This is a genomic window from Hominisplanchenecus sp. (assembly GCF_046967715.1).
Lineage (GTDB): Bacteria > Bacillota > Clostridia > Lachnospirales > Lachnospiraceae > Hominisplanchenecus > Hominisplanchenecus faecis.
Genome location: NZ_JBKVNQ010000011.1, coordinates 1 through 19,771, shown reverse-complemented (window position 1 = coordinate 19,771; position 19,771 = coordinate 1). Strand labels below are relative to the sequence as shown.

At 40.6% G+C, this 19,771-nt stretch carries 18 protein-coding genes and 1 pseudogene; 6 read left to right on the top strand and 13 right to left on the bottom strand.

Annotated features, from left to right (window positions below; translation table 11 throughout):
- The first annotated feature begins 50 nt into the window (after positions 1-50).
- Together ACLTL4_RS02720 and ACLTL4_RS02715 are read left to right on the top strand one after the other, a co-directional pair.
- Positions 51-1,928 carry an NlpC/P60 family protein gene (locus tag ACLTL4_RS02720; protein WP_412320200.1) on the top strand — a complete coding sequence of 626 codons (1,878 nt, stop codon included), beginning with the start codon at positions 51-53 and terminating at the stop codon, positions 1,926-1,928.
- Positions 1,929-2,522: 594 nt separating this feature from the next.
- Complete coding sequence (locus ACLTL4_RS02715; RefSeq protein WP_330589921.1) at positions 2,523-3,398, top strand: hypothetical protein; 876 nt, start codon at positions 2,523-2,525, stop codon at positions 3,396-3,398.
- A 590-nt stretch (positions 3,399-3,988) separates the two neighbouring features.
- On the opposite strand, the gene ACLTL4_RS02710 is transcribed toward ACLTL4_RS02715, so the two are convergent.
- The 4 genes from ACLTL4_RS02710 to trxB all read right to left on the bottom strand — a co-directional run bounded on the left by ACLTL4_RS02710 (position 3,989) and on the right by trxB (position 9,798).
- On the bottom strand, positions 3,989-5,662 hold the full coding sequence (locus ACLTL4_RS02710; RefSeq protein WP_412320199.1) for an Ig-like domain-containing protein: 1,674 nt from the start codon (positions 5,660-5,662) through the stop codon (positions 3,989-3,991).
- A 398-nt stretch (positions 5,663-6,060) separates the two neighbouring features.
- Entirely contained in the window at positions 6,061-6,282 is a 222-nt protein-coding gene (locus ACLTL4_RS02705) for a hypothetical protein (RefSeq protein ID WP_022118244.1), read from the bottom strand.
- A gap of 676 nt (positions 6,283-6,958) precedes the next feature.
- On the bottom strand, positions 6,959-8,629 hold the full coding sequence (locus tag ACLTL4_RS02700) for an NlpC/P60 family protein (RefSeq protein WP_412320198.1): 1,671 nt from the start codon (positions 8,627-8,629) through the stop codon (positions 6,959-6,961).
- Positions 8,630-8,886: 257 nt separating this feature from the next.
- Entirely contained in the window at positions 8,887-9,798 is a 912-nt protein-coding gene (gene trxB / locus ACLTL4_RS02695) for a thioredoxin-disulfide reductase (protein ID WP_173896360.1), read from the bottom strand.
- Between the two features lie 213 nt (positions 9,799-10,011).
- Here trxB and ACLTL4_RS02690 point away from each other — a divergent pair, with 213 nt between their 5' ends.
- The 3 genes from ACLTL4_RS02690 (at position 10,012) to ACLTL4_RS02680 (ending at position 11,437) form a co-directional block, all read left to right on the top strand.
- On the top strand, positions 10,012-10,395 hold the full coding sequence (locus tag ACLTL4_RS02690) for a transcriptional repressor (RefSeq protein WP_022118247.1): 384 nt from the start codon (positions 10,012-10,014) through the stop codon (positions 10,393-10,395).
- 245 nt (positions 10,396-10,640) lie between these two features.
- Positions 10,641-11,186, top strand: a complete 546-nt coding sequence (locus tag ACLTL4_RS02685) for an NADH peroxidase (RefSeq protein WP_022118248.1) — start codon at positions 10,641-10,643, stop codon at positions 11,184-11,186.
- Between the two features lie 74 nt (positions 11,187-11,260).
- Complete coding sequence (locus ACLTL4_RS02680) at positions 11,261-11,437, top strand: (2Fe-2S)-binding protein (protein ID WP_147632457.1); 177 nt, start codon at positions 11,261-11,263, stop codon at positions 11,435-11,437.
- A gap of 201 nt (positions 11,438-11,638) precedes the next feature.
- Here ACLTL4_RS02680 and ACLTL4_RS02675 read toward each other — a convergent pair whose 3' ends face one another.
- Positions 11,639-13,009 carry an Ig-like domain-containing protein gene (locus ACLTL4_RS02675; RefSeq protein WP_412320197.1) on the bottom strand — a complete coding sequence of 457 codons (1,371 nt, stop codon included), beginning with the start codon at positions 13,007-13,009 and terminating at the stop codon, positions 11,639-11,641.
- A 399-nt stretch (positions 13,010-13,408) separates the two neighbouring features.
- Between ACLTL4_RS02675 and ACLTL4_RS02670 the strand changes: the two genes are divergently transcribed.
- Entirely contained in the window at positions 13,409-14,338 is a 930-nt protein-coding gene (locus ACLTL4_RS02670) for a hypothetical protein (protein ID WP_173896362.1), read from the top strand.
- Positions 14,339-14,649: 311 nt separating this feature from the next.
- Here the strand turns inward: ACLTL4_RS02670 and ACLTL4_RS02665 are convergent, their stop codons facing one another.
- The 8 genes and pseudogenes from ACLTL4_RS02665 to ACLTL4_RS02630 all read right to left on the bottom strand — a co-directional run bounded on the left by ACLTL4_RS02665 (position 14,650) and on the right by ACLTL4_RS02630 (position 19,617).
- A complete protein-coding gene (locus ACLTL4_RS02665; RefSeq protein ID WP_412320196.1) occupies positions 14,650-15,273 on the bottom strand; it encodes a hypothetical protein in 624 nt (207 codons plus the stop codon).
- Positions 15,274-15,420: 147 nt separating this feature from the next.
- Positions 15,421-15,573 carry a hypothetical protein gene (locus ACLTL4_RS02660; protein ID WP_243871992.1) on the bottom strand — a complete coding sequence of 51 codons (153 nt, stop codon included), beginning with the start codon at positions 15,571-15,573 and terminating at the stop codon, positions 15,421-15,423.
- A gap of 332 nt (positions 15,574-15,905) precedes the next feature.
- Complete coding sequence (locus tag ACLTL4_RS02655) at positions 15,906-16,133, bottom strand: hypothetical protein (protein ID WP_173866850.1); 228 nt, start codon at positions 16,131-16,133, stop codon at positions 15,906-15,908.
- A gap of 72 nt (positions 16,134-16,205) precedes the next feature.
- Positions 16,206-17,039 carry a VanW family protein gene (locus tag ACLTL4_RS02650; protein ID WP_412320208.1) on the bottom strand — a complete coding sequence of 278 codons (834 nt, stop codon included), beginning with the start codon at positions 17,037-17,039 and terminating at the stop codon, positions 16,206-16,208.
- 78 nt (positions 17,040-17,117) lie between these two features.
- Positions 17,118-17,582, bottom strand: a pseudogene (locus ACLTL4_RS02645) (YqeG family HAD IIIA-type phosphatase); the annotation flags it as partial.
- Positions 17,579-18,286 carry a hypothetical protein gene (locus ACLTL4_RS02640; RefSeq protein WP_173896936.1) on the bottom strand — a complete coding sequence of 236 codons (708 nt, stop codon included), beginning with the start codon at positions 18,284-18,286 and terminating at the stop codon, positions 17,579-17,581. The gene ACLTL4_RS02640 and the pseudogene ACLTL4_RS02645, both read right to left, overlap by 4 nt.
- 606 nt (positions 18,287-18,892) lie before the next feature.
- Positions 18,893-19,042 (bottom strand): hypothetical protein, encoded by a 150-nt coding sequence (locus tag ACLTL4_RS02635; RefSeq protein ID WP_173896956.1) that lies wholly within the window; start codon positions 19,040-19,042, stop codon positions 18,893-18,895.
- Positions 19,039-19,617, bottom strand: coding sequence for a hypothetical protein (locus tag ACLTL4_RS02630; protein WP_173896957.1), 579 nt, complete (start codon positions 19,615-19,617; stop codon positions 19,039-19,041). Before ACLTL4_RS02630 ends, ACLTL4_RS02635 begins: the two co-directional genes overlap by 4 nt.
- Between the last annotated feature and the right edge of the window lie 154 nt (positions 19,618-19,771).

The window sequence follows — 19,771 nt, the reverse complement described above, 5'->3', positions numbered from 1 at the left end:
TAACATGATTTCAAAATCTTGATCTTCATGATTTTTAAAAGGAGCAATTTATGAAAAAGCAGATTATCGTTACCATGCTTTTAGCAGCAGCACTTGGCACAGTCAGTCCTTCTATGAAAGCGGAAGCAAAGTGGAGGGCAGATGCAAACGGCCGCTGGTATACCATCAAGGCTGCACCGGGCTACGCTGTTGGCTGGAAGCAGATCGGTAAGTATACTTACTATTTTGAAAAAAACAAATACGCCGTAACCGGCTGGAAATTGATCAATAAAAAATGGTACTATTTTGATATAAAAGGCAGGCTGCTCGCCAATCGCTGGGTAGATGGATATTATCTTTCTGCTGACGGCTCCATGGCTGCAAGCACTGTGATTACCTCCGGGGATCAAAGTTACACGATTGATGCAAACGGAAACATTGTCCGGGATCCTTCTTCTGCAGACGATTCTAACATCCTGATTCCCGGCGTGACGGAAAACAAAAATACCTGGGTAGAGAATGATGGTAAGTATTATTACTACAACTACAAAGGTAAACTTGCAAAAGGCTGGCTGCGTATCCGTGACAAAACTTATTATCTTAATACCGAAACTGGAGAACGTTACAGTGGCTGGCTCAAATACAACGGCAAATATTATTACTTTGATGCTGAAACCGGCCTGATGCTGAAAGGCTGGAACAAGATCGGCAACTATACATACTTCTTTAAAACAGACGGTTCTGCACCGAGAAAGTGGAAAAAGATCAAAGGCAAATATTATTACTTCGGTAAAAAAGGCCGTATGTACACCAACAGGATCATCAGCAAAAAGTATTATGTAAATGCCGCCGGTGAACGTACTTATGGTTTCGCTCAGATTGGTGCCGACACTTACTATTTCCATCCGACAACCGGAAAGATTATGACCGGCTGGGTACTGATTGGCAGCAAATATTATTACTTTGATGCAAACGGTAAAATGGTCACCGATACCTGGATCGGCAAACGCTACCTGAAATCAAACGGTCAGATGGCAAAGAGCTGCTGGGTAGGTGCTTACTATATAAACAAAAAGGGAAACCGTACCAGAAAGACACGTTCTACCGGAATCTGGACACAGAAAGGCAAAACCTACTTCCTGGATTCCAATTACCAGAAAGCAAAAAACCAGTGGGTCGTTTCTGCAAGCGGCAGATATTATTATACAGATGAGAACGGCATTGTCCTCACCAACCAGTGGGTAGGCAATTATTATGTAGGAGAAACTGGTGCAAGAGTCACCAGCCAGAAACTGCAGATTGATGATAAGACTTACTATTTTACTTCCGACGGAAGCAAAGCAACCGGTATTGTTACCCTGAACGGCAAAACCTATTTATTTGACCGTAACGGAGTCATGGTTACAGGATGGTATAATAACAGCGTCGCAACGTTCTATTTTCTTCCGACGACCGGTGAAATGGTCAAGAGCCAGATCATGATCATTGACAACGTATTCTACTCTTTCGATGCAAATGGATATATGACTGACCAGAATGCTTCCGATTCCGATCTGACATTCGGTTCCAAAATTGCAGCTTATGCGACTCAGTTTATCGGAAATCCATATGTTTACGGCGGAACCAGCCTGACAAACGGTGCAGACTGCTCCGGTTTTACGCAGTCCGTCATGAGCCATTTTGGCATCAAGATCCCTCGTACCGCCGACCAGCAGGCAATCGGCTACGATGGCACAACAACCAAATATGCTACCGCAAAAATCATTTCCATCAACAATATCCAGCCCGGAGATCTGGTATTTTATTACCAGCCAATCTCACACGTTGGGCTTTACATCGGAAACGGGCTGATTGTACACGCCTCTACAGAGGCAGCTTACCCGGTGGGCGGTATTAAGACCTCACCATTTAACTTTGCTACGATCCGTGCGATTGTACGCTACTGGTAAGCAAATGCAGAGAGGTTTTAGAATGTGCAAATGAACGAATTCCTCGAAGGCACGCTCTCGCTACCTCACATTGGCAGCGGTACATAACCGACCAAAATACGGTCGCTAAGTACCGGCCATGTTCGAGTACCTTCTTAGGAATTGTTCATTTTGCACATTGCCAAAAGTTCCTGGCTTGCCAGGAGTCGCTTAAGCGGAACAGTCCTTCAGGCCAGGGTACAAAACACAGAACAGAAAAAGACAGAGATAGAGTAACGGAAACTTGCTGCCGTCACTATGCCTCTGTCTTTTGTTGTCTGGCACAATTTACACTTCTATCGTATAATTTTAGTTTCTTATTGTTTATGTTGATTTTAATTGTTTTTTAAAAATATATTGAAATAATGAGAGTTATATGATAATATACTTTCAAAGCATATTTCTTAACGTTCTTGGCATCCTGCCATCTATATTTTCTAATCACATTTCAGAAATTCATGCTTTTCAATCAAACAAATCAATTTAAAAAGCAGGAGTTTCAAACTGTTAAAAAGAAAGCATAGACCGTATGGCTGGCACATTTTTGTACGCTCCTGCAAAAAGGAGGTACTGCCTGTGGCTAAAAAAGAACAACCAACTGCAAACCGTAATTACAAGGATACGGTATTCCGTATGCTGTTTTCTGACCGCAAAAATTTATTATCTCTTTATAATGCAGTCAGCGGTTCTCATTATGATGATCCGGAAAAACTGGAAATCATCACACTGGAAAATGCCATTTATATGGGAATGAAAAATGATCTGGCTTTCATCATCGGTACAGACTTGTTTCTGTATGAACATCAGTCTACTTATAGTCCAAATATGCCATTGCGAGATTTATTCTATATTTCCAGTGAATATCAGAAATTGGTCGATCATAAATCGCTTTACTCTTCATGCCTGCTGAAAGTCCCGGCACCACAGTTTATCGTATTTTATAATGGAACTGAAAAAAAGAAAGATCATTGGGTAAACCATTTGTCGGAAGCTTTTGAAAATCTGTCCGGTGAACCAAAACTGGAGCTGGAAGTTCTGACCTTAAACATCAATGAAGGGCATAATGAAGAGCTGATGGAACAATGCCAGACTTTAAGAGAATATGCACAGTATGTAAATTGTGTCCGTAAATATGCGGAGGAATTGGAATTGAATGAAGCAGTCAAGCTGGCTGTTGATGAATGTATCCGTAATAACATTCTCTCCGAATTTCTTCGTGCAAATAAATCGGAGGTGATCTCGATGAGTATATTTGAATACGATAAAGAAGAGGAAGAACGAAAACTCAGAAAAGCTGAATATGAAGCTGGTGTAGCTGATGGACTTAATACTGCAAAAAAAGATGCCGCTATTGCTTTTGCAGAACTTCATGTGCCGATTGAGCAAATTGCCCTCGCATTGAAAGTAGATGTGGAAGCAGTAAAAAAATGGCTTCGTGAAACAGGTAAATAAAAATTGACCGTTGGTTTCCCGGCAGGTGTAAAGAACTGAAATGCCGCACATTTTAAAATAGTGTTTGCAAAAGAATAGTATTGCATGTGCAAATGAACGAATTCCCCGAAGGGCACGTAAAAGTGCCTTCTTGGGAATTGTTCATTTTGCACATTGCCGTACGTTTTTGAACAGCCATAGTTTTTAAAAACACTTCATATCATATTTTACACGCTGGCAGGAAACAGCCTTCCACACCGCCAGTGTACGCAAACAGGTTTTAGAACCAAAGCCTTCCGCATCAACTTTCTTGTGTACAAAACAAAAAAGACAGAGGCACAGTGACGGAAATTTACTACCGTTACAGTGTCTCTGTTTTTTCGTGTTTTGTAATTTGGCCTGAAAGGACTGTTCCGCTTAAACGCCCCCCCGGCAAGCCAGGAGCTTTTGGCAATGTGCAAAATGAACAATTCCCAAGAAGGTACTCGAACATGGCCGGTACTTAGCGACCGTATTTTGGTCGGTTATGTACCGCTGCCAATGTGAGGTAGCGAGAGCGTGCCTTCGGGGAATTCGTTCATTTGCACATTTACATAAACCTCCACAACTTTTTATTTTACTTTTACTGTTACGATCGCTTTCTTCTTTCCGGCTTTGACCGTAATCTTCGCTGTTCCGGCTTTCTTGGCTTTCACCACTCCTTTTGCATTTACAGTAGCTACTTTTTTATTGCTGCTGGTAAATGTTACTTTATCGGAAGCGGTGATCGGCTGAAGCTCTGCTTTGATTTTATAGCTCTTCTTTTTCTTTAAAGTAATCTTCTTTTTGTCCACTGTAATTTTCTTTACGGCAACTTTCTTTTTCTGTACTTTTACGTTGAATGAAGTACTGTAACCGCTGGCAAGTGTTACCGTAATTTTTGCTGTTCCGATCTTCTTTCCTTTGATCGTACCATTCTTAGAAACGGTTGCTGTTTTTGTATCACTGCTCTTATAAGAAACAATCCTGTCAGTCGAAGGCATTCTTATGGTTTTTATTTTGTAAGAGCTTTTCACTTTCAATGGAACCGTCACATCCGACTTCACATTCAATTCCACGTATGGTGTCTGTGCAACTTCCAGTGGAACATACGTATCTGCTTTTGCAAAACATGCACCAAAAACACTGGATTTTCCATAGTGATCAGCAGTTAAAATATACTGCTTTCCTTTTTCCAGCTTGCAGTTCAGTGTACCGATCGCCATTCCTTTCGACTGATATCCGCTGACTGTTTTTTCGTATACACGGAACCAGCAGGATTTCTGCCAGTAGTCTGCACCATATCCGGTGACGCTCACATAGTAAGCACCGCTTTTATCCGGTGTAAACCAATAATACGCAGTTTCTCCGTCCGTGTACTTTAAAGAAGGATAGGATTTTTTCATATCCAGTTTGTTGGAGCTGTTCAGTGACAGGTCACGTATCGTGATCGGATAACCAGTTCCTGTCAATTTCTCCTTCTCTCCATTATCACTGTTCATGGATAACGTTTTCAGAGACACTCTGACCTGGTAATTTCCCTTTGCACCAGCCATACCCGGATTGTTTACAACATTTGATATATCATTCCCGTTTGCATCCAGAAACATAACATTAAATGCATATTTATAATCATCTGTAAGAGAAAAAGCAGTACCATTATCCCAATCAAACGAATAAGTCTTTGTGCCATTTTCATATTCGACTGTCAGTTTCGCCCCATCCGGGGAAATGGTTTCAAAATCTGCATTGTAGAAAACATCTCTGGCATTTGCTTTCTGCAGGGTAACGTTTTTAATATCTGGAGCTTTGCGGAAGGTGATCGTACCCGTTCCCTGCACCTGTCCATCTACAGAATCCTGCAGTTCCAGACAGAATGTATAAGATTCTGTATTGTTCAGCTTTTCTGCAAAATACAGTGCATCGGAAGAGTAATCATCCAGTACGTGAATGTTCATATTTTCCGGGAAATTAAGATCAACATAATAATATCCTGTTTCTTCCGGTGTAAACGTGAAATAATATTTCTGTCCGACCTGTGAGAAACTTCTGGTGTATGTCTGGTTCAGTACCAGTGGCACTTCCAGTTCATCACTCTGTTCCTGTACAGAAGCATCTGTGCTGTTTGCTGTATTTACATCGTCTGTTACATTTGCAGTTTCTGTCAGTTTTTCCGTATCTGCCAGTTCTGCTGCCTGTGCTGTTACACCCATTGTGCCGGCGGCAATCACTGCTGCCAGCAATATTCCATAATATTTTTTCTTCATCTGAACCTCCTGATTCTTTTACTTCTTATTTTCATTTATTACTTTTGACAATCATCAGTATACTACATCTTAGAAACTCCCTGTAATATCTTTGGTTCTATCTCCTTTCTCAGGTCTTCCGTCTTTTTTCCTGTTCCGGTTGCTGTAAAAAATCCCCCCTGAGATATTCCAGCAGCATCAGGTACAACACAACTGCTGTCAGGATTTTCCAAAAGGGGATTCTATATCTGCAAATCAAATTACATCATTTTACTTTTACCTTGCATTTTGCTGTTATTTTTCCGGATTTTACAGTGATCACCGCTGTTCCCTTTCCGTCGTAGGCTGTATGATAACACACCATTCTGAAAAATTATGTTCTTTTTTTGGAATGGACTCCTCTTTCTTCAGACCGCACTTCACGCAGGTAACTCGCTGAATTCCTGCGTCTTAAAGTCAGATGCATTCCATTCATCCTCTGTTCCGATGTAACGTACTGCGAGCAGAGAAGTGAGATCTGTAACAAGCTTCGTTCCAACTGTTGTCACTGTTTTCGGGAACGTAATATACTGCAAAGAACCACATGCCGCAAATGCTACGGCTGCTGCAAGCATCGCCGCAAAAAGTTTTTTTCGTCTCATAATATTTTCATTCTATTTCTTATAAGATCCTCCCATATAGCAAAATTATAACGTAACAATATCCTGTTTTCAATCATATATCAGCGACATTCTTGTACTTAGGAGGATTATGCCATGAGCAAATTATAATTTTCTGATAATTCACTCATTTTTTATAAGTATACAAATATGCGATTTTTCACTTTTTTGACGTTTGGAAACATCACTTATCATTTCTTCACAAAACGTGCGTTTGTTTTTTGGAATTTATAAACACTGCCTTTGTGCACAAAAAATGTGGATAATGTTGATAACTCAGTGTATAACTCTATTTTTCAGCAAATTCGACATTTTTCACTGTGGATAACTCGTGCGTGAATCCACAGGAATTTATCCACACTCTGTTTATATCTCAAATCTTTTGTGCATTTTGCCAAACGGCTTTTTTTATTGTTTTTCTATTTAATTAGAATTGTCTTAATCAGCGTGTAAATATTTAAAATTATCTAATTATTTCATCTTAATTCCAGAAGACTTCCGCTTCCGCAAACAATGTGCAGCAAATCTATCTTATCATCCTTCAACCTTCAATTAAGATAAACACTCCGCAGAAACGCAGTATTTTTCCTTATAACGTAAGAAGGGAGCGTTCTTGCGAACACTCCCGTTTTAGTTCTCTGTTCAATTAATCTTATTCTTAAAAGTAACTTCTTGCTGCACAAGCGGTTCTGTAATCTACGCTTGATACGATGATACCAGTCTGTTCGTTACTTGCGTGAACAACCTGACCATTGCCGATGTACATGGATACGTGTCCGATACCGCTTCCGTTATCATAGAACAACAGATCGCCCGGCTGTAAATTGCTCATATCTACTGCAGTACCGCCGCCTGACTGAGATGCAGCTGTACGTGAAATGCTGATTCCGAAGTTTGCCAGGACAGACTGTGTAAATCCAGAGCAGTCTGTTCCGTTTGTCAGGCTTGTACCACCATATACATATGGATTACCAACAAACTGAAGTGCATAGTTTACAACGCTCTGTCTGAGAGAATCAGAACTGCTTGCATTTGACTGTGGAACATCTCCGGTATAGTCAGAACCCGATGGTGCAGAGCTGTCTGTCGTTGTACTTCCGGTGGTATCACCTGTTGTATAATCCGGTGTTGTCGTTGTATCGCCTGTGCCGTAATCCGGAGTAACGGTAACATCACCTGTGCTGTAATCTGGTGTTGTTGTCGCATCACCTGTCGTGTAGTCCGGTGTTGTTGTCGTATCACCTGTTGTGTAATCCGGTGTTGTCGTTGTATCCGTTGTTGTGGACGGTGCCTGTGTTTCCTGCTGTGTCTGATCACCTGTCCAATTCTGATTCTGCTGCTGAGATGCCTGTGCCTGCTGCTGTGCTGCATACGCTGCTTCTGCTTCTGCCTGCTGGCGTGCTGCTTCCGCTTCTGCTGCTGCCTGTGCCTCTGCAGCTGCCTGATACTGTTCAGCCATATATGCTGCATACTGTGCTTCATCTGCAGAACTTACTGCGGTAGAAGCGATTTCCTGTACGTTATAATCTAATTCCTGCTCAGATGCAAGCTGTTTTGCTTCTGCCGCTGCTACGATTGCTTCCTGTGCTGCATATGCTGCTTCGTTTGCATCCGCATTGTTCATCGCATTGATTGCTGCTTCTTTCATCTGATCTGCACGATCCAGAGCACTCTGTACTGCCTCTTCTCTTGCTGTACTCGTTTCGATGGATTCTGCCTCTACAAATTTTGTTTCACAGTCTACATAGTCGCTGGAAACATATCCAACTACGTCATTATCAACTGCTACTTTTACCCAGCCGTCTTCCTGATCAATAACCTGAAGCTGCTGTGAGTCTCCAACCAGTGCGATAACATCGGAATCGGTGCTTGCTTTCTTACGAACCATCAGAGTCTCTGTATTTACCGTAGCTACATCATCTCCGACTTCTGCTGCCAGCTCTTCTGCCTGTGCACCTGTTACAAAATAATCTTTGTTTACATATCCTGTAACATCTCCGGATTTGATCAGGTACCAGTCACCTGTCTGACCAATGATCTCTGCTGCTGAATTGTTATATAACTTTCCAACGATCTGACCTGTCTCTGTGCTTGCTTCATCACGAATATTTACATATTCATCAACCTGAGCAATTACCAGACTGTCATAACCGGTTGCAATCACTTTTTTTGTTTCGGAATTTTCCTTCTTTTCCTGACTTGCAATGATCTCAGCTCCGATTCCTGCTAATGGCATCTCCCCTGCTGCAAAAGCGGTAAGACCGGTGCTTGCGAAAATAACGCTTCCTGCAAGACAACATGCAGTGACTTTTACTACTCCTCTTTTCATTACTTATATCTACCTCCATGTATTGAAAACACTGTGTAATTTTCATTTATTACAAAACTGTTACATTTTTTACACGCTAATCATAACAAACCGGAGGTGTTTTGTCAACAGTAATTAATATCTTTTATAAGGATTTCATATATTTTTCAAATATTTTTTCACAGATATGAAGCCGTATTTGACTTTAAAAGAGGCTCTGCAAATTACTTTATACTTCTGCAATTCACGTATATTCCGCTTTGTTCCGGATATTAGCATTAAATACCGTGCTGAACGGACTCTACTGCATTTGCACCATCTGCTGCGGCTGTAATAATCTGACGTAACATTTTTGTACGCACATCACCGGCTGCAAAGATTCCCGTAACATTTGTGACACAATTTTCATCTGCCACGATATAACCTGCCTCATCTTTTTTAATTTCATCCGGAACCATGTTCGTATTTGGTTTCATACCGACAGCTACAAACACACCATCCACAGGAAGATGTTTCTTCGCACCTGTTTTCTTATTTTCAATAAACAGTGCCTCTACCTGATCTTCACCGCAGATTTCATTGACAACGGTATCCCAGATAATCTCCACATTCGGCAGAGCCATTAATTTCTTTTGCAGGCTCTTTGCCGCACGCAGCTCATCTCTTCTGTGAATCAGATAAACTTTCTTGCATCCTCTTGCAAGAAACAGGGCATCTCCGACTGCCACATCTCCGCCTCCTACTACGGCAACCGTTCTTCCCTTGAAAAATGCACCATCACAGGTCGCACAATAAGAAACACCCATGCCAGCCAGCTCTCTTTCACCCGGAACGCCCAGTTTTCTGTGGCTTGCCCCCGTACTGATGATAATATTTTTTGCATAAAAATCACCTTCATTTGTACGCACCGTTTTCTGTGTTTCTTCTATTATAATGTCTTTTACTTCTGCAATCTGAAATTTCGCCTCCAGTGCATCCGCATGAGAACGGAATTTCATGCCAAGCTCATATCCATTCATTCCCGGCAGTCCCGGATAATTATCCACCTCTGCCGTGTTCACTACCTGTCCTCCACTGATATATTCCTTTTCCAGAACCAGAGTATCCAGTCCCGCTCTCTGGGCATAGATCGCAGCACTTAAACCTGCAGGGCCCGAACCAATGATGATCAGATCATATGTTTTTTCCATTGTATTTCCTCCTGATATCCATTATTTTCCTGTTGCTTACCGTATATTCCTGAAATGCTATCCGATATTAGTATAGTCAATCTTTTTGTAAAATAAAAGCATTGACAAACGGTTTTTTTTAGATTATTATAATAATAATTATTACTAATATTATGATATCAGGATTAACTTGAAATTTTTAAGCTTGGCATCATTTATCTAAAGGAGAACATTATGGCAGTTTTAAAGTACAGTAAACAGCGAGAAGCCATCCGGGATTTTCTTGCTCACTCGGAAGAACATCCGACTGCTGATATGGTTTACATGAATTTGCGGGAGAGCTTTCCAAATATCAGTCTCGGTACGGTTTACCGCAATCTGTCCCTGCTCTCTGAGACCGGACAGATCCTCAAGTTAAATATGCGAGATAGTGCTGATCGTTTCGATGGCAGGATCACACCACACGATCACTTTGTGTGTGAAAGATGCCATTGTGTAGAAGATATCTTCCTGGATGATAACGAGGAGATCACCATCGCAGCACAAAAAAAATTTGATGGCAAAATCAGAAGTCACACGACTACTTTTTACGGAATCTGCAAAAAATGTTTAGCATAATATAGATATCTGCTAAAACAGGAAAATTCTATTGTTAAACACACTACAGTAAAAACCCCGCAAAACTTAATGAAAAAAACTATTAAAAAAGTCTTGACGGAAAGCAAAAGATGTGCTATCTTAATATCAGTAACAATTACTATTATTAATAGCAAGGATTCAACCTGTGAATGTTCAGAGCGTAAAAGTTTTGGATATCCCAGGATTAGCTTATTAAAAATCAAAGTGAAAAGGAGATCAAAAAAATGGCAAAATTTGTATGTACAGTATGTGGTTATGTTTATGAAGGCGAAGCAGCTCCGGAAGTCTGTCCAGTATGTAAAGCACCGGCTTCTAAATTCAAAGAGATGGATACAACAATGGCATGGGCTGCAGAGCACGAAGTAGGTATCGCTTCTGATGTTCCGGAAGACATCAAAGCTGACCTGAGAGCAAACTTCGAGGGTGAATGTTCTGAAGTAGGTATGTACCTGGCTATGGCAAGAGTTGCTCACAGAGAAGGTTATCCGGAAATCGGTCTTTACTGGGAAAAAGCAGCTTATGAAGAAGCTGAGCACGCTGCTAAATTTGCAGAACTGCTTGGTGAAGTTGTAACAGACAGCACAAAGAAAAACCTGGAAATGCGTGTAGAAGCAGAAAACGGTGCTACCGCAGGTAAAACAGATCTGGCAAAACGTGCAAAAGCTCTGAACCTGGATGCAATCCATGACACCGTTCATGAAATGGCAAGAGACGAAGCAAGACATGGAAAAGCATTCGCAGGTCTGCTTAAGAGATACTTCGGAGAATAATATTCAAGTCGAACGCACGCAGAAGTTGGAGTTTTCTCCGACCAGAATAAATTCATTTCCACGGAGGTGCCAGTATGGATTTAAATGAAACCATCTGTTTCTGTGCTGATGTGACAGCCGGAGATATCAAAAAAGCGTATGACGAAGGTCATACTACCGTTGATGCAATCGGTGAAGCAACCGAAGCCGGAACCCACTGCGGCGGCTGCCAGGATCGTATCGCTGAATTGCTGGAAGAATTTGCAAAATAATTCCAGACAGGTCAAAGCACTTGCTGCTCAATAAAAGCATTTGATCGGTATGGAAATATAAAATAAAAAATGCCCTGAACCAAAGGAGATATCTGTAGGATCATCTCCGGAAGTTCAGGGCATTTTTGTTTCTGCTTTTGGGACTTGTCAGATTTTTTGTGAACGTTTTAAAAAATCCATTATGCTATTTCCACCAGGGTTTTACAGAAGCAATCTTGCTGTCAAAACTTTGTATGTAGCCGTTTTTGCCATGGCATCCGTTGCCATATTATAAATCGTATCTGTATCTGTATTTGTCAGATCGTCCAATCCATCAAATACACTCAAAAGTTCCTGCGTGCGCTCCTGCAAAGTACCAGCCGGATTGCCATCTGCGTCTATCAGATTTGCATCCTCCTTCACAATCGCATAATCATAGGCATTCTGCATATGACTTTTTGCCATCTTAAGGGCTGTTATTGCCATTGCCGTATAATTCTGGCTCATGCCTGACTGTTTCTTGGCTTTGGATGCATAATCAAATGCTTTTTTTGCCCATTCAGCCGCCTTATCCGCATAACTGTTCATTTTCTTAAGATCAGAATCGTCCCATTTTAAAGGATCTTTTGTGGAGGAATTATCGCCATCCTGTGTTCCGCCATTATCATTTCCGCTGTTGTTATGATCTCCTGACACATCCGGATACTCCATAAATACGATTTTAGCTGTTCCCTCCGGAACTAACAACTCATCACTAAATGATTTTCCCACTGCCAGTGCACTTGCATACAGCTGTGATTTATCCAGGATATTTCCGTTCTTATCATAAAAGAAAACGTATTCGCCCCAGTTTGTTTTTCCTGTCTTTCCGTATTTTACCATTTTGAATTCTACATGCATATAGTAACTGCCTGTCCAACCGGATGGCTGATAAAAACTGTAGTTTGTGATTTTCATACGGTTTGATTCGTAACCCTGTTCACCGATGGTTTCCGGAATGACTACTTCTACATCGTCCCATTCAGCAGGGACAGTAACATTAATTTTTACTTTTTCTTTGCTGTAAGTATTTGTAAGCGTTATATAAGTGGAACCGGACTGTTTCGCTGTAATTGTCAGAGGAATCGACATTCCTTTCCATTTGCCCCATTTACAGGAAACAACCTTTGGATCCTTAATTTTAAATCGTATATTATTTACATTTTTCTGAATTTTAATATTGACCTTCTTTGACTTACCCGGCAAAATCTTGATTGCACCTTTGCTTACCGATACGTTATTTCGAACAGTAACTTTGCATGTCCACTTTTTGTTTCCTGCTGCCGCAGTGATCACTGCACTTCCCGCTTTTTTCCCTTTTACAACTCCCTTAGAAGAAACAGCTGCGATCTGCTTTTTCGAAGAAGTCCATTTCACTTTCTTCCCGGCATTGTTTACTTTCAGCTTTCCTGTGTGCCCTACATAGATGGTAATCTTCTTTTTATTCAGCTTCGGTCCCGCCGCTTTGACATTCACAGAACCCACTGTGAACATCAGTGCCAGAAAAAGAATAAAACCGCCTAAAAAAGCCCTGAATTTCTTTACACTTTTCATTTGCATCTCCCTTTCCATCATATAATTTTCCGGTGCTTTTTTCTATTATAGTATATACCAACATGAACAGCAAACGGATTTTTCCGATTCTTTATTTTTATAATATTTCCATCTAATTTCAGACATTTATATTTATATTTCTTATTGTTTATGTTGTATTTATTTTCTTTTTGCTTTTCTATTGAAACATTGAGGGTTTTATGGTAGTATACCTTCAAAGCATATTTTTCTTAAAGTTCCTAGCATCATGCCATCTATATTATCTTATTCACATTTCAGAAATTCATGCTTTTCATTCAAACAAATCAATTAAAAAGCAGGAGTTTCCAATTGTGACAGATAGGTAATGCAGTATGGCTGTCCCACATTCGTACACTCCTGTAAGAGGAGGTTCTGCCTATGGCACACAAAAAGCAGCTGACAACCCATCGTAACTATAAGGATACCGTATTCCGCATGCTGTTTTCTGACCGGAAGAATTTACTGTCCCTTTATAACGCAGTCAGTGGGGCTCATTATGAAGATCCGGAAATGCTGGAAATTGTCACCCTGGAAAATGCTATTTACATGGGAATGAAAAATGATCTGGCTTTTATCATTGATACAGACCTGTTTCTCTATGAACACCAGTCAACTTATAATCCAAATATGCCATTACGTGATCTATTTTATATTTCCAGCGAATATCAGAAACTGGTAGATAAGAAATCTCTTTACTCTTCCGTATTACAGAAAATACCGGCACCACAATTTATCGTATTCTACAATGGCACAGAAAAGGAAAAAGACAGCTGGGTAAACCATTTGTCAGAAGCTTTCCAAAATCTATCCGGTAATCCAAAACTGGAACTGGAAGTGCTGACCATAAACATTAATGAGGGACATAATCCCGAACTCATGGGACAATGCCAGACTCTAAAAGAATATGCACAGTACGTAAATTGTGTTCGAAGATATGCGAAGAAATTCGAATTAGCAGATGCCGTAGAGCAAGCTGTGGATGAATGTATTCATAAGAATATTCTTTCGGAATTTCTTCGTAAAAATAAAGCGGAGGTAATTGCGATGAGTATTTTTGAATATGACAAAGAAGAGGAAGAACGGAAATTGCGGAAAGCTGAGTATGAGGCGGGTGTTGCGGCTGGTATGAAAGACGGCATGAAAGCTGGTATAAAAGCTGGCGTTGCAGATGGCATTTCAAAAGGTAAAATACTTGCTAAAAAAGAAGATACTATTGCCCTTAGCAAACTCGGATTACCTGTCGAACAAATCGCCTCAGCACTGCAAATAGACATAGAAATTGCCAGGCAATGGATTCGTGATGAATAGTAAATAAAAATTTGCGGAGGTTTCCTGGCAGGTGTAAGGAATGGAAATGCCGCACATTTTAAAATAGTGTTTGCAAAAAAATAGTATGATATGGGTGTCAAAACATAATAATTATCGCCCATAGAAATCTATGTTCCTTGAAAATTTCATATAAAACAACAAATATCCGCTGTTAGCTCTGTTTTGGGTAAGAAAATGCACCACTATTTCTGCTCTGTCAGCTGATTTTGGGAATAGATCTGTTGTTACAAGGTCAATGTTTTTTTCTGCCGCAGCATCTGTATTGTCCCTGCCGCTATAGGCCCCATCTGTTATAAGTACTGTTGGTTTCTCTGTTTTTCCATGGCGTTAACGGTTTCCTTCAGGAACTGGCTGTCACTATGTGTGTTTTTTTCATACTGGTAATCTGTTACGATGGAACCATTATCTCCGACAGTTTCTACAACATTCGCTGTATAACCGCGGTTTTGTTTCCCTGCTTTTTCACGGTAAGTTGCGTCCGAATCAGATGGATTCTGCAGGATCTGGGAACCCATAGCTCCATCTTCTTTGGTTTTCAGCCGTCTTGCACCGGATTCTTCCACAACCGTCTGTTCTTTTAAAACACGTACCAGTAACTGATAGGCAGAACTTTCATCACAAGCCCCTTCACATTCGACAAGAAGTTTGTCTGCGTCAGCAAGGATCTGTTTAATCCTGTCTGATGCATCTTCACTTTTGCTATGATAAATAACCCGGTTATAATCATTAGGGTCATAATAGTGTTCCATACCTCCCAGAAGGTCGTCCATCCCGGTACGGTGGAGAAAAGATACAAGGTCAGCAACACAGGTATAAAGGAGCTCCATCCGTCCAAGCTTCCGGATATTAGAAGCAACCATAAGGGAATCCATGAATTCCTCATCTGTCAGTCCCATAAGCTTTTCAAGCACCATGCCGCCAACAATCACATTTACAGGAGTATTTGAGCGGGAAGCTTTATCACTATAAAGGACAGAAAAATTTTCTTCGTTGATCAGGGGGAATATTTTTTCAGCAAACGGTTTTGCCCAGGATTTTTCTATTAACCAATTGTTAGTTTCTTATTTTTCTTCTTTTTTTATCCGTTTTTTCGCACGGTGGGCGTCGCGTTTCTGCCGGATTTCATCGGCTTCTTCTGATGTTATGTTGGTAAGCATCTTGATCACATAGTACATATTATCTTCTGTTCGCCGGATTCTGATTTTCCCTGACACATAGCCGTGTTCCTGGCAAAGAGACACACTATAATATACCTTGGAATTATTCATAAACCATCGGATCTTCCGCTTGGCAGGATTATGGCACAAAGGACACCTTGTACTGGTTACTTCTCTGTCCTTCATGGCTTTTTCCCGGGAGTAAAATTCCCTTGACACATATTTATCATAGGTTGGATAGGACACATATATCTCTTCACGCCGGCTTTTAGGATTCTGATATACATCCAGAGAAGAATTGGGAAAATATATTCATCTTCTATTTTTTGCAAAATACATGCAGTATAATACGCATCTCCCAGTGCCCGATGGAACTCCATTTTTCTTTTCTACGCCCATTTTATCTGCTGCAAATTCCAGAGCTCTTCGTTCGCCGTTTTCCTCATAGCGGATGGCAAATAATATTCTTCGCCACACCATTCTATAAATTCTGTCACTGCTTGAGGAAAAACAGTTCCATTCTGCAGATCCTTGTAATTCATATGAATCACTTCATGGATACTGCCATGAATCCAGTTGTACACCTGCGGCTTGATCAGACGCTGAAAGCTATCCACAATTTCTTTTCATTCAATTTCACTGCGCCGATTTCTATGATTTCGAAAGGCAGACGGCTGTTGAACCAGCTTTTACCGTATTAATTCCTGCGGAATCTGGTCATAATCATACATTACTTCTGAATGATTATCCCGAATGAGCTGTTTGTCTGTTATTTCACCGGTGGCTCTGTCGATCACATTCCGGTAAATTTGTGAAATTCTGAAAAATTTCTCTTTTTCTTTATGGAAATGGTGGTTCTCTTCAATAATTTCATAATAGTGAGGAAATTCCCTCTCGCTTCTCAGCTCTCCGCATAATTTCCCGTTTTCACACCATAACAGAAGCTGTACATTCTGATCTGTATTATTTTTGAACCTGTAGTCTATATAATTATAGCTGACAGATGTCCCGGAACTGAATGGAACACGCTTACCATGATCCGGTGCAAGCGCATCTGAATGGCTGTGAAATTCTGTTACGGTAAGAGGGCTGTGAAGCACAAGAAGATGAATGGTATTTCCAAGATTGCAAAGTCCGCCTCCAAGCCCGGGCATAAGCTTATCTCCTATAATAATACGACCATCCCGGTAACCCTTCCTCTTTGATATTTTCCCTACAGTCCTCCAGAACGAAAAAGTCTCTCCGGGATGAATGATCATCCCATTTATCCTGGAGGATGCAAGGCGAATGTTTCTTGCCTTGTTTTTCTGAAGCACGGGATCTATTCCTTTTCCTTTTTTTATGAGGCCGGAGTTGTAGCTGAACACCAGATTTGGCAGCTTCTCTTTTTGTTTTACAGTACTAAATTTCTCTTTGCCTGCAAAATCCTGTATATGTCTTTTACATATCTCTTTTGACTTTGAAATTTCATACGTAAGCGGACAGATCTCACAAAAAAGCTTTTTTTCTTTCTTTTTCTTCATATTTTTGGCCGTTCCTTCTGTATAAATATCACCAATTCTCCTGTAACAGCTTTTATCACGTTTCCAGCATTCCAGGATTGCATATTCAACGTATCTCCGTTTTCCGATCCACTTTTCATCATCCTGCCTGATAAACCTGACAAGAATACTGGCAAGACCACTTCTGTTTGCTCCCAGAATATCTGTAAATACCTGATCCCCTATAACCACTGCCTCTTCTTTTTTTATATTCAGCATCTCCACTGCTTTCAGATAATTTTGAGGATTTGGTTTATCCGCATCGCAGATGTAAGGTGTATCTATATTTTTAATAAATCGTTCCACTCTTCCTCTGTCATTATTTGACAACAGCAATGTTTTCAGACCAAGTCCCTGAATTTTACGAAACAGGTCATCAATTTCCGGTGTGGAATCGTCACCATGGTGTACCAATGTATTGTCTATGTCAAAAATAATTCCCCGAAAACCTTTCTGATATAGCTTTTGGTAGTCAATCATAAATACACTTTCGGCATATTCATATGGATAATATTTTTTTATCATGTTATCTTCTCACTTTTTATGTACTGACAAACTTTATTGATCTGTTCTCCGAAATTACCGTCAAACTTGTTTTCAAAAAAAGCACTGCCTATTGTAAATGCCCACGGGACTGCTTTCCTGATCTCATTCAGTCTCTGATAACCATTGATGCTTCCTGCTATGCAGACCGGCGCATCCACAGCTCTTACAAACTCTTCATTCAGCCTGGCTGCATCTCCTGTATATCTGTATCCCAGAAGATCAATTCCATAGACACCTTTCGCAAGATATTCTCTGGCCTGAAGGATCATCTCTTCGCAGGTTCCCTCCAGAACGGATGGGCGATCATGGATTTCTCCTACAAATGGCATATATTTGATTCCATTTTCCCTGCAAAATTCATTCACAGCATCTGAATAAACAGTCCCCATCAAAAGATCACAGCCACATTCTGCTGCCATTTTTGCACCTGACATACACTCCGCCTGTGTATATGCAACCACTTCCAGAACTGTTTTTTTGCCACAGCTTTTCATATATGCATAAAGGTCTTTCATCTTGGAAAGGGGGAGCGGCTCTTCCTTAAATCCCCAGTATTCTGCATCAGAATCCTTATATGCATCAAAAATCTCATATGCGTTTTGAACAGTCTGATCCTCATGGGTAAGCATCACGATCAATGACGGGGTATGATACCTGTTTGTTAGATTTTTCTCCTTTTCCATACTTAACTCCTTCGTAACCTTTTAACTCTGGTAGCATATATTATACCTTACATTTATTTTTCACACAAGAAAAGCCTGTCGGCAAATGGCCGACAGGCAATAATGAATGGCAAAAGACCTTTCGACACTCATATCATAGTATTGCATGTGCAAATGAACGAATTCCCCGAAGGGCACGTAAAAGTGCCTTCTTGGGAATTGTTCATTTTGCACATTGCTGTACGTTTTTGAACGGCCATAGTTTTTAAAAACACTTCATATCATATTTTACACGCTGGCAGGAAACAGCCTTTTGCATCAACTTTCTTGTGTACAAAACAAAAAAGACAGAGGCACAGTGACGGAAATTTACTACCGTTACAGTATCTCTGTTTTTTCGTGTTTTGTAATTTGGCCTGAAAGGACTGTTCCGCTTAAGCACCCCCCGGCAAGCCAGGAGCTTTTAGCAATGTGCAAAATGAACAATTCCAGAGAAGGTACTCGAACATGGCCGGTACTTAGCGACCGTATTTTGGTCGGTTATGTACCGCTGCCAATGTGAGGTAGCGAGAGCGTGCCTTCGGGGAATTTGTTCATTTGCACATTCTAAAACCTCCGCCACAACTTTTAATTCGCCGCATCAAACCAGTAATCTACCACTCCATTTCGGAAGCTTACCATGGATCCGTCATCCCAGTTCCAATAAGTAAATCCATAAGAACTGCTGCTGGTGCTGCTTGGAGCACCCCATGTATAGCGTACCTGCTTCTGTGTCATGCCTTCCGTAACTCTGTTGCTGTACCACACTTCATCATTGTAATCGCAACTATCTTTTCCAATCTTCTTTCCTTTATATACAGAGCAAGTTTTATTTTCTCTCCATATTCTGCCGGCTTAATATTAAGTTTGACTGTTTTTTTATTATTTTTAATTTTTTTCTTGTACTTTTTTGTTCCTATCGTAGCCTGAAGAACTGTTCCTTTCGACGGACGTTTTAATTTTACAGTAATACTGGTCTGGCGATTGAAAACCGTTCCATGTTTGATATCATAATTACGTGAATAATCAGTCCCGCTCTTCCATTTTTTGTAAACTTTTTTTGTTCCATCACAGTCAATGCAGGAATATACGAGAATTCCCTTTTTATTAAATGTTGCATATCTTGCTATTTTATCATAAAAAGAAAAATATTTATGGCGTGCTCTCAGTTCTCTGGTTGCATTGCAGTCTTCACATTTCTGCTCATATGTATGATATTTTTTATTCTCATAATAATATGTATAATACTCACCATAGTCCTCATCTTCCCAGGAGTGTGCTTCCTTTTCTGTTTTTACTGCACCACAATCCATACATTCATACTGAACGGTATGATAATTTGCATCATATTGATCTTGTGAACTACTCGGCAACTGAGTTACCAGAGCATCTGAAATCTGGCGGGATACCGCCTTTTTTCAGGGTGCGTCCATGACACCAATACTGCTTGCCTTTCGGCTATGCAGC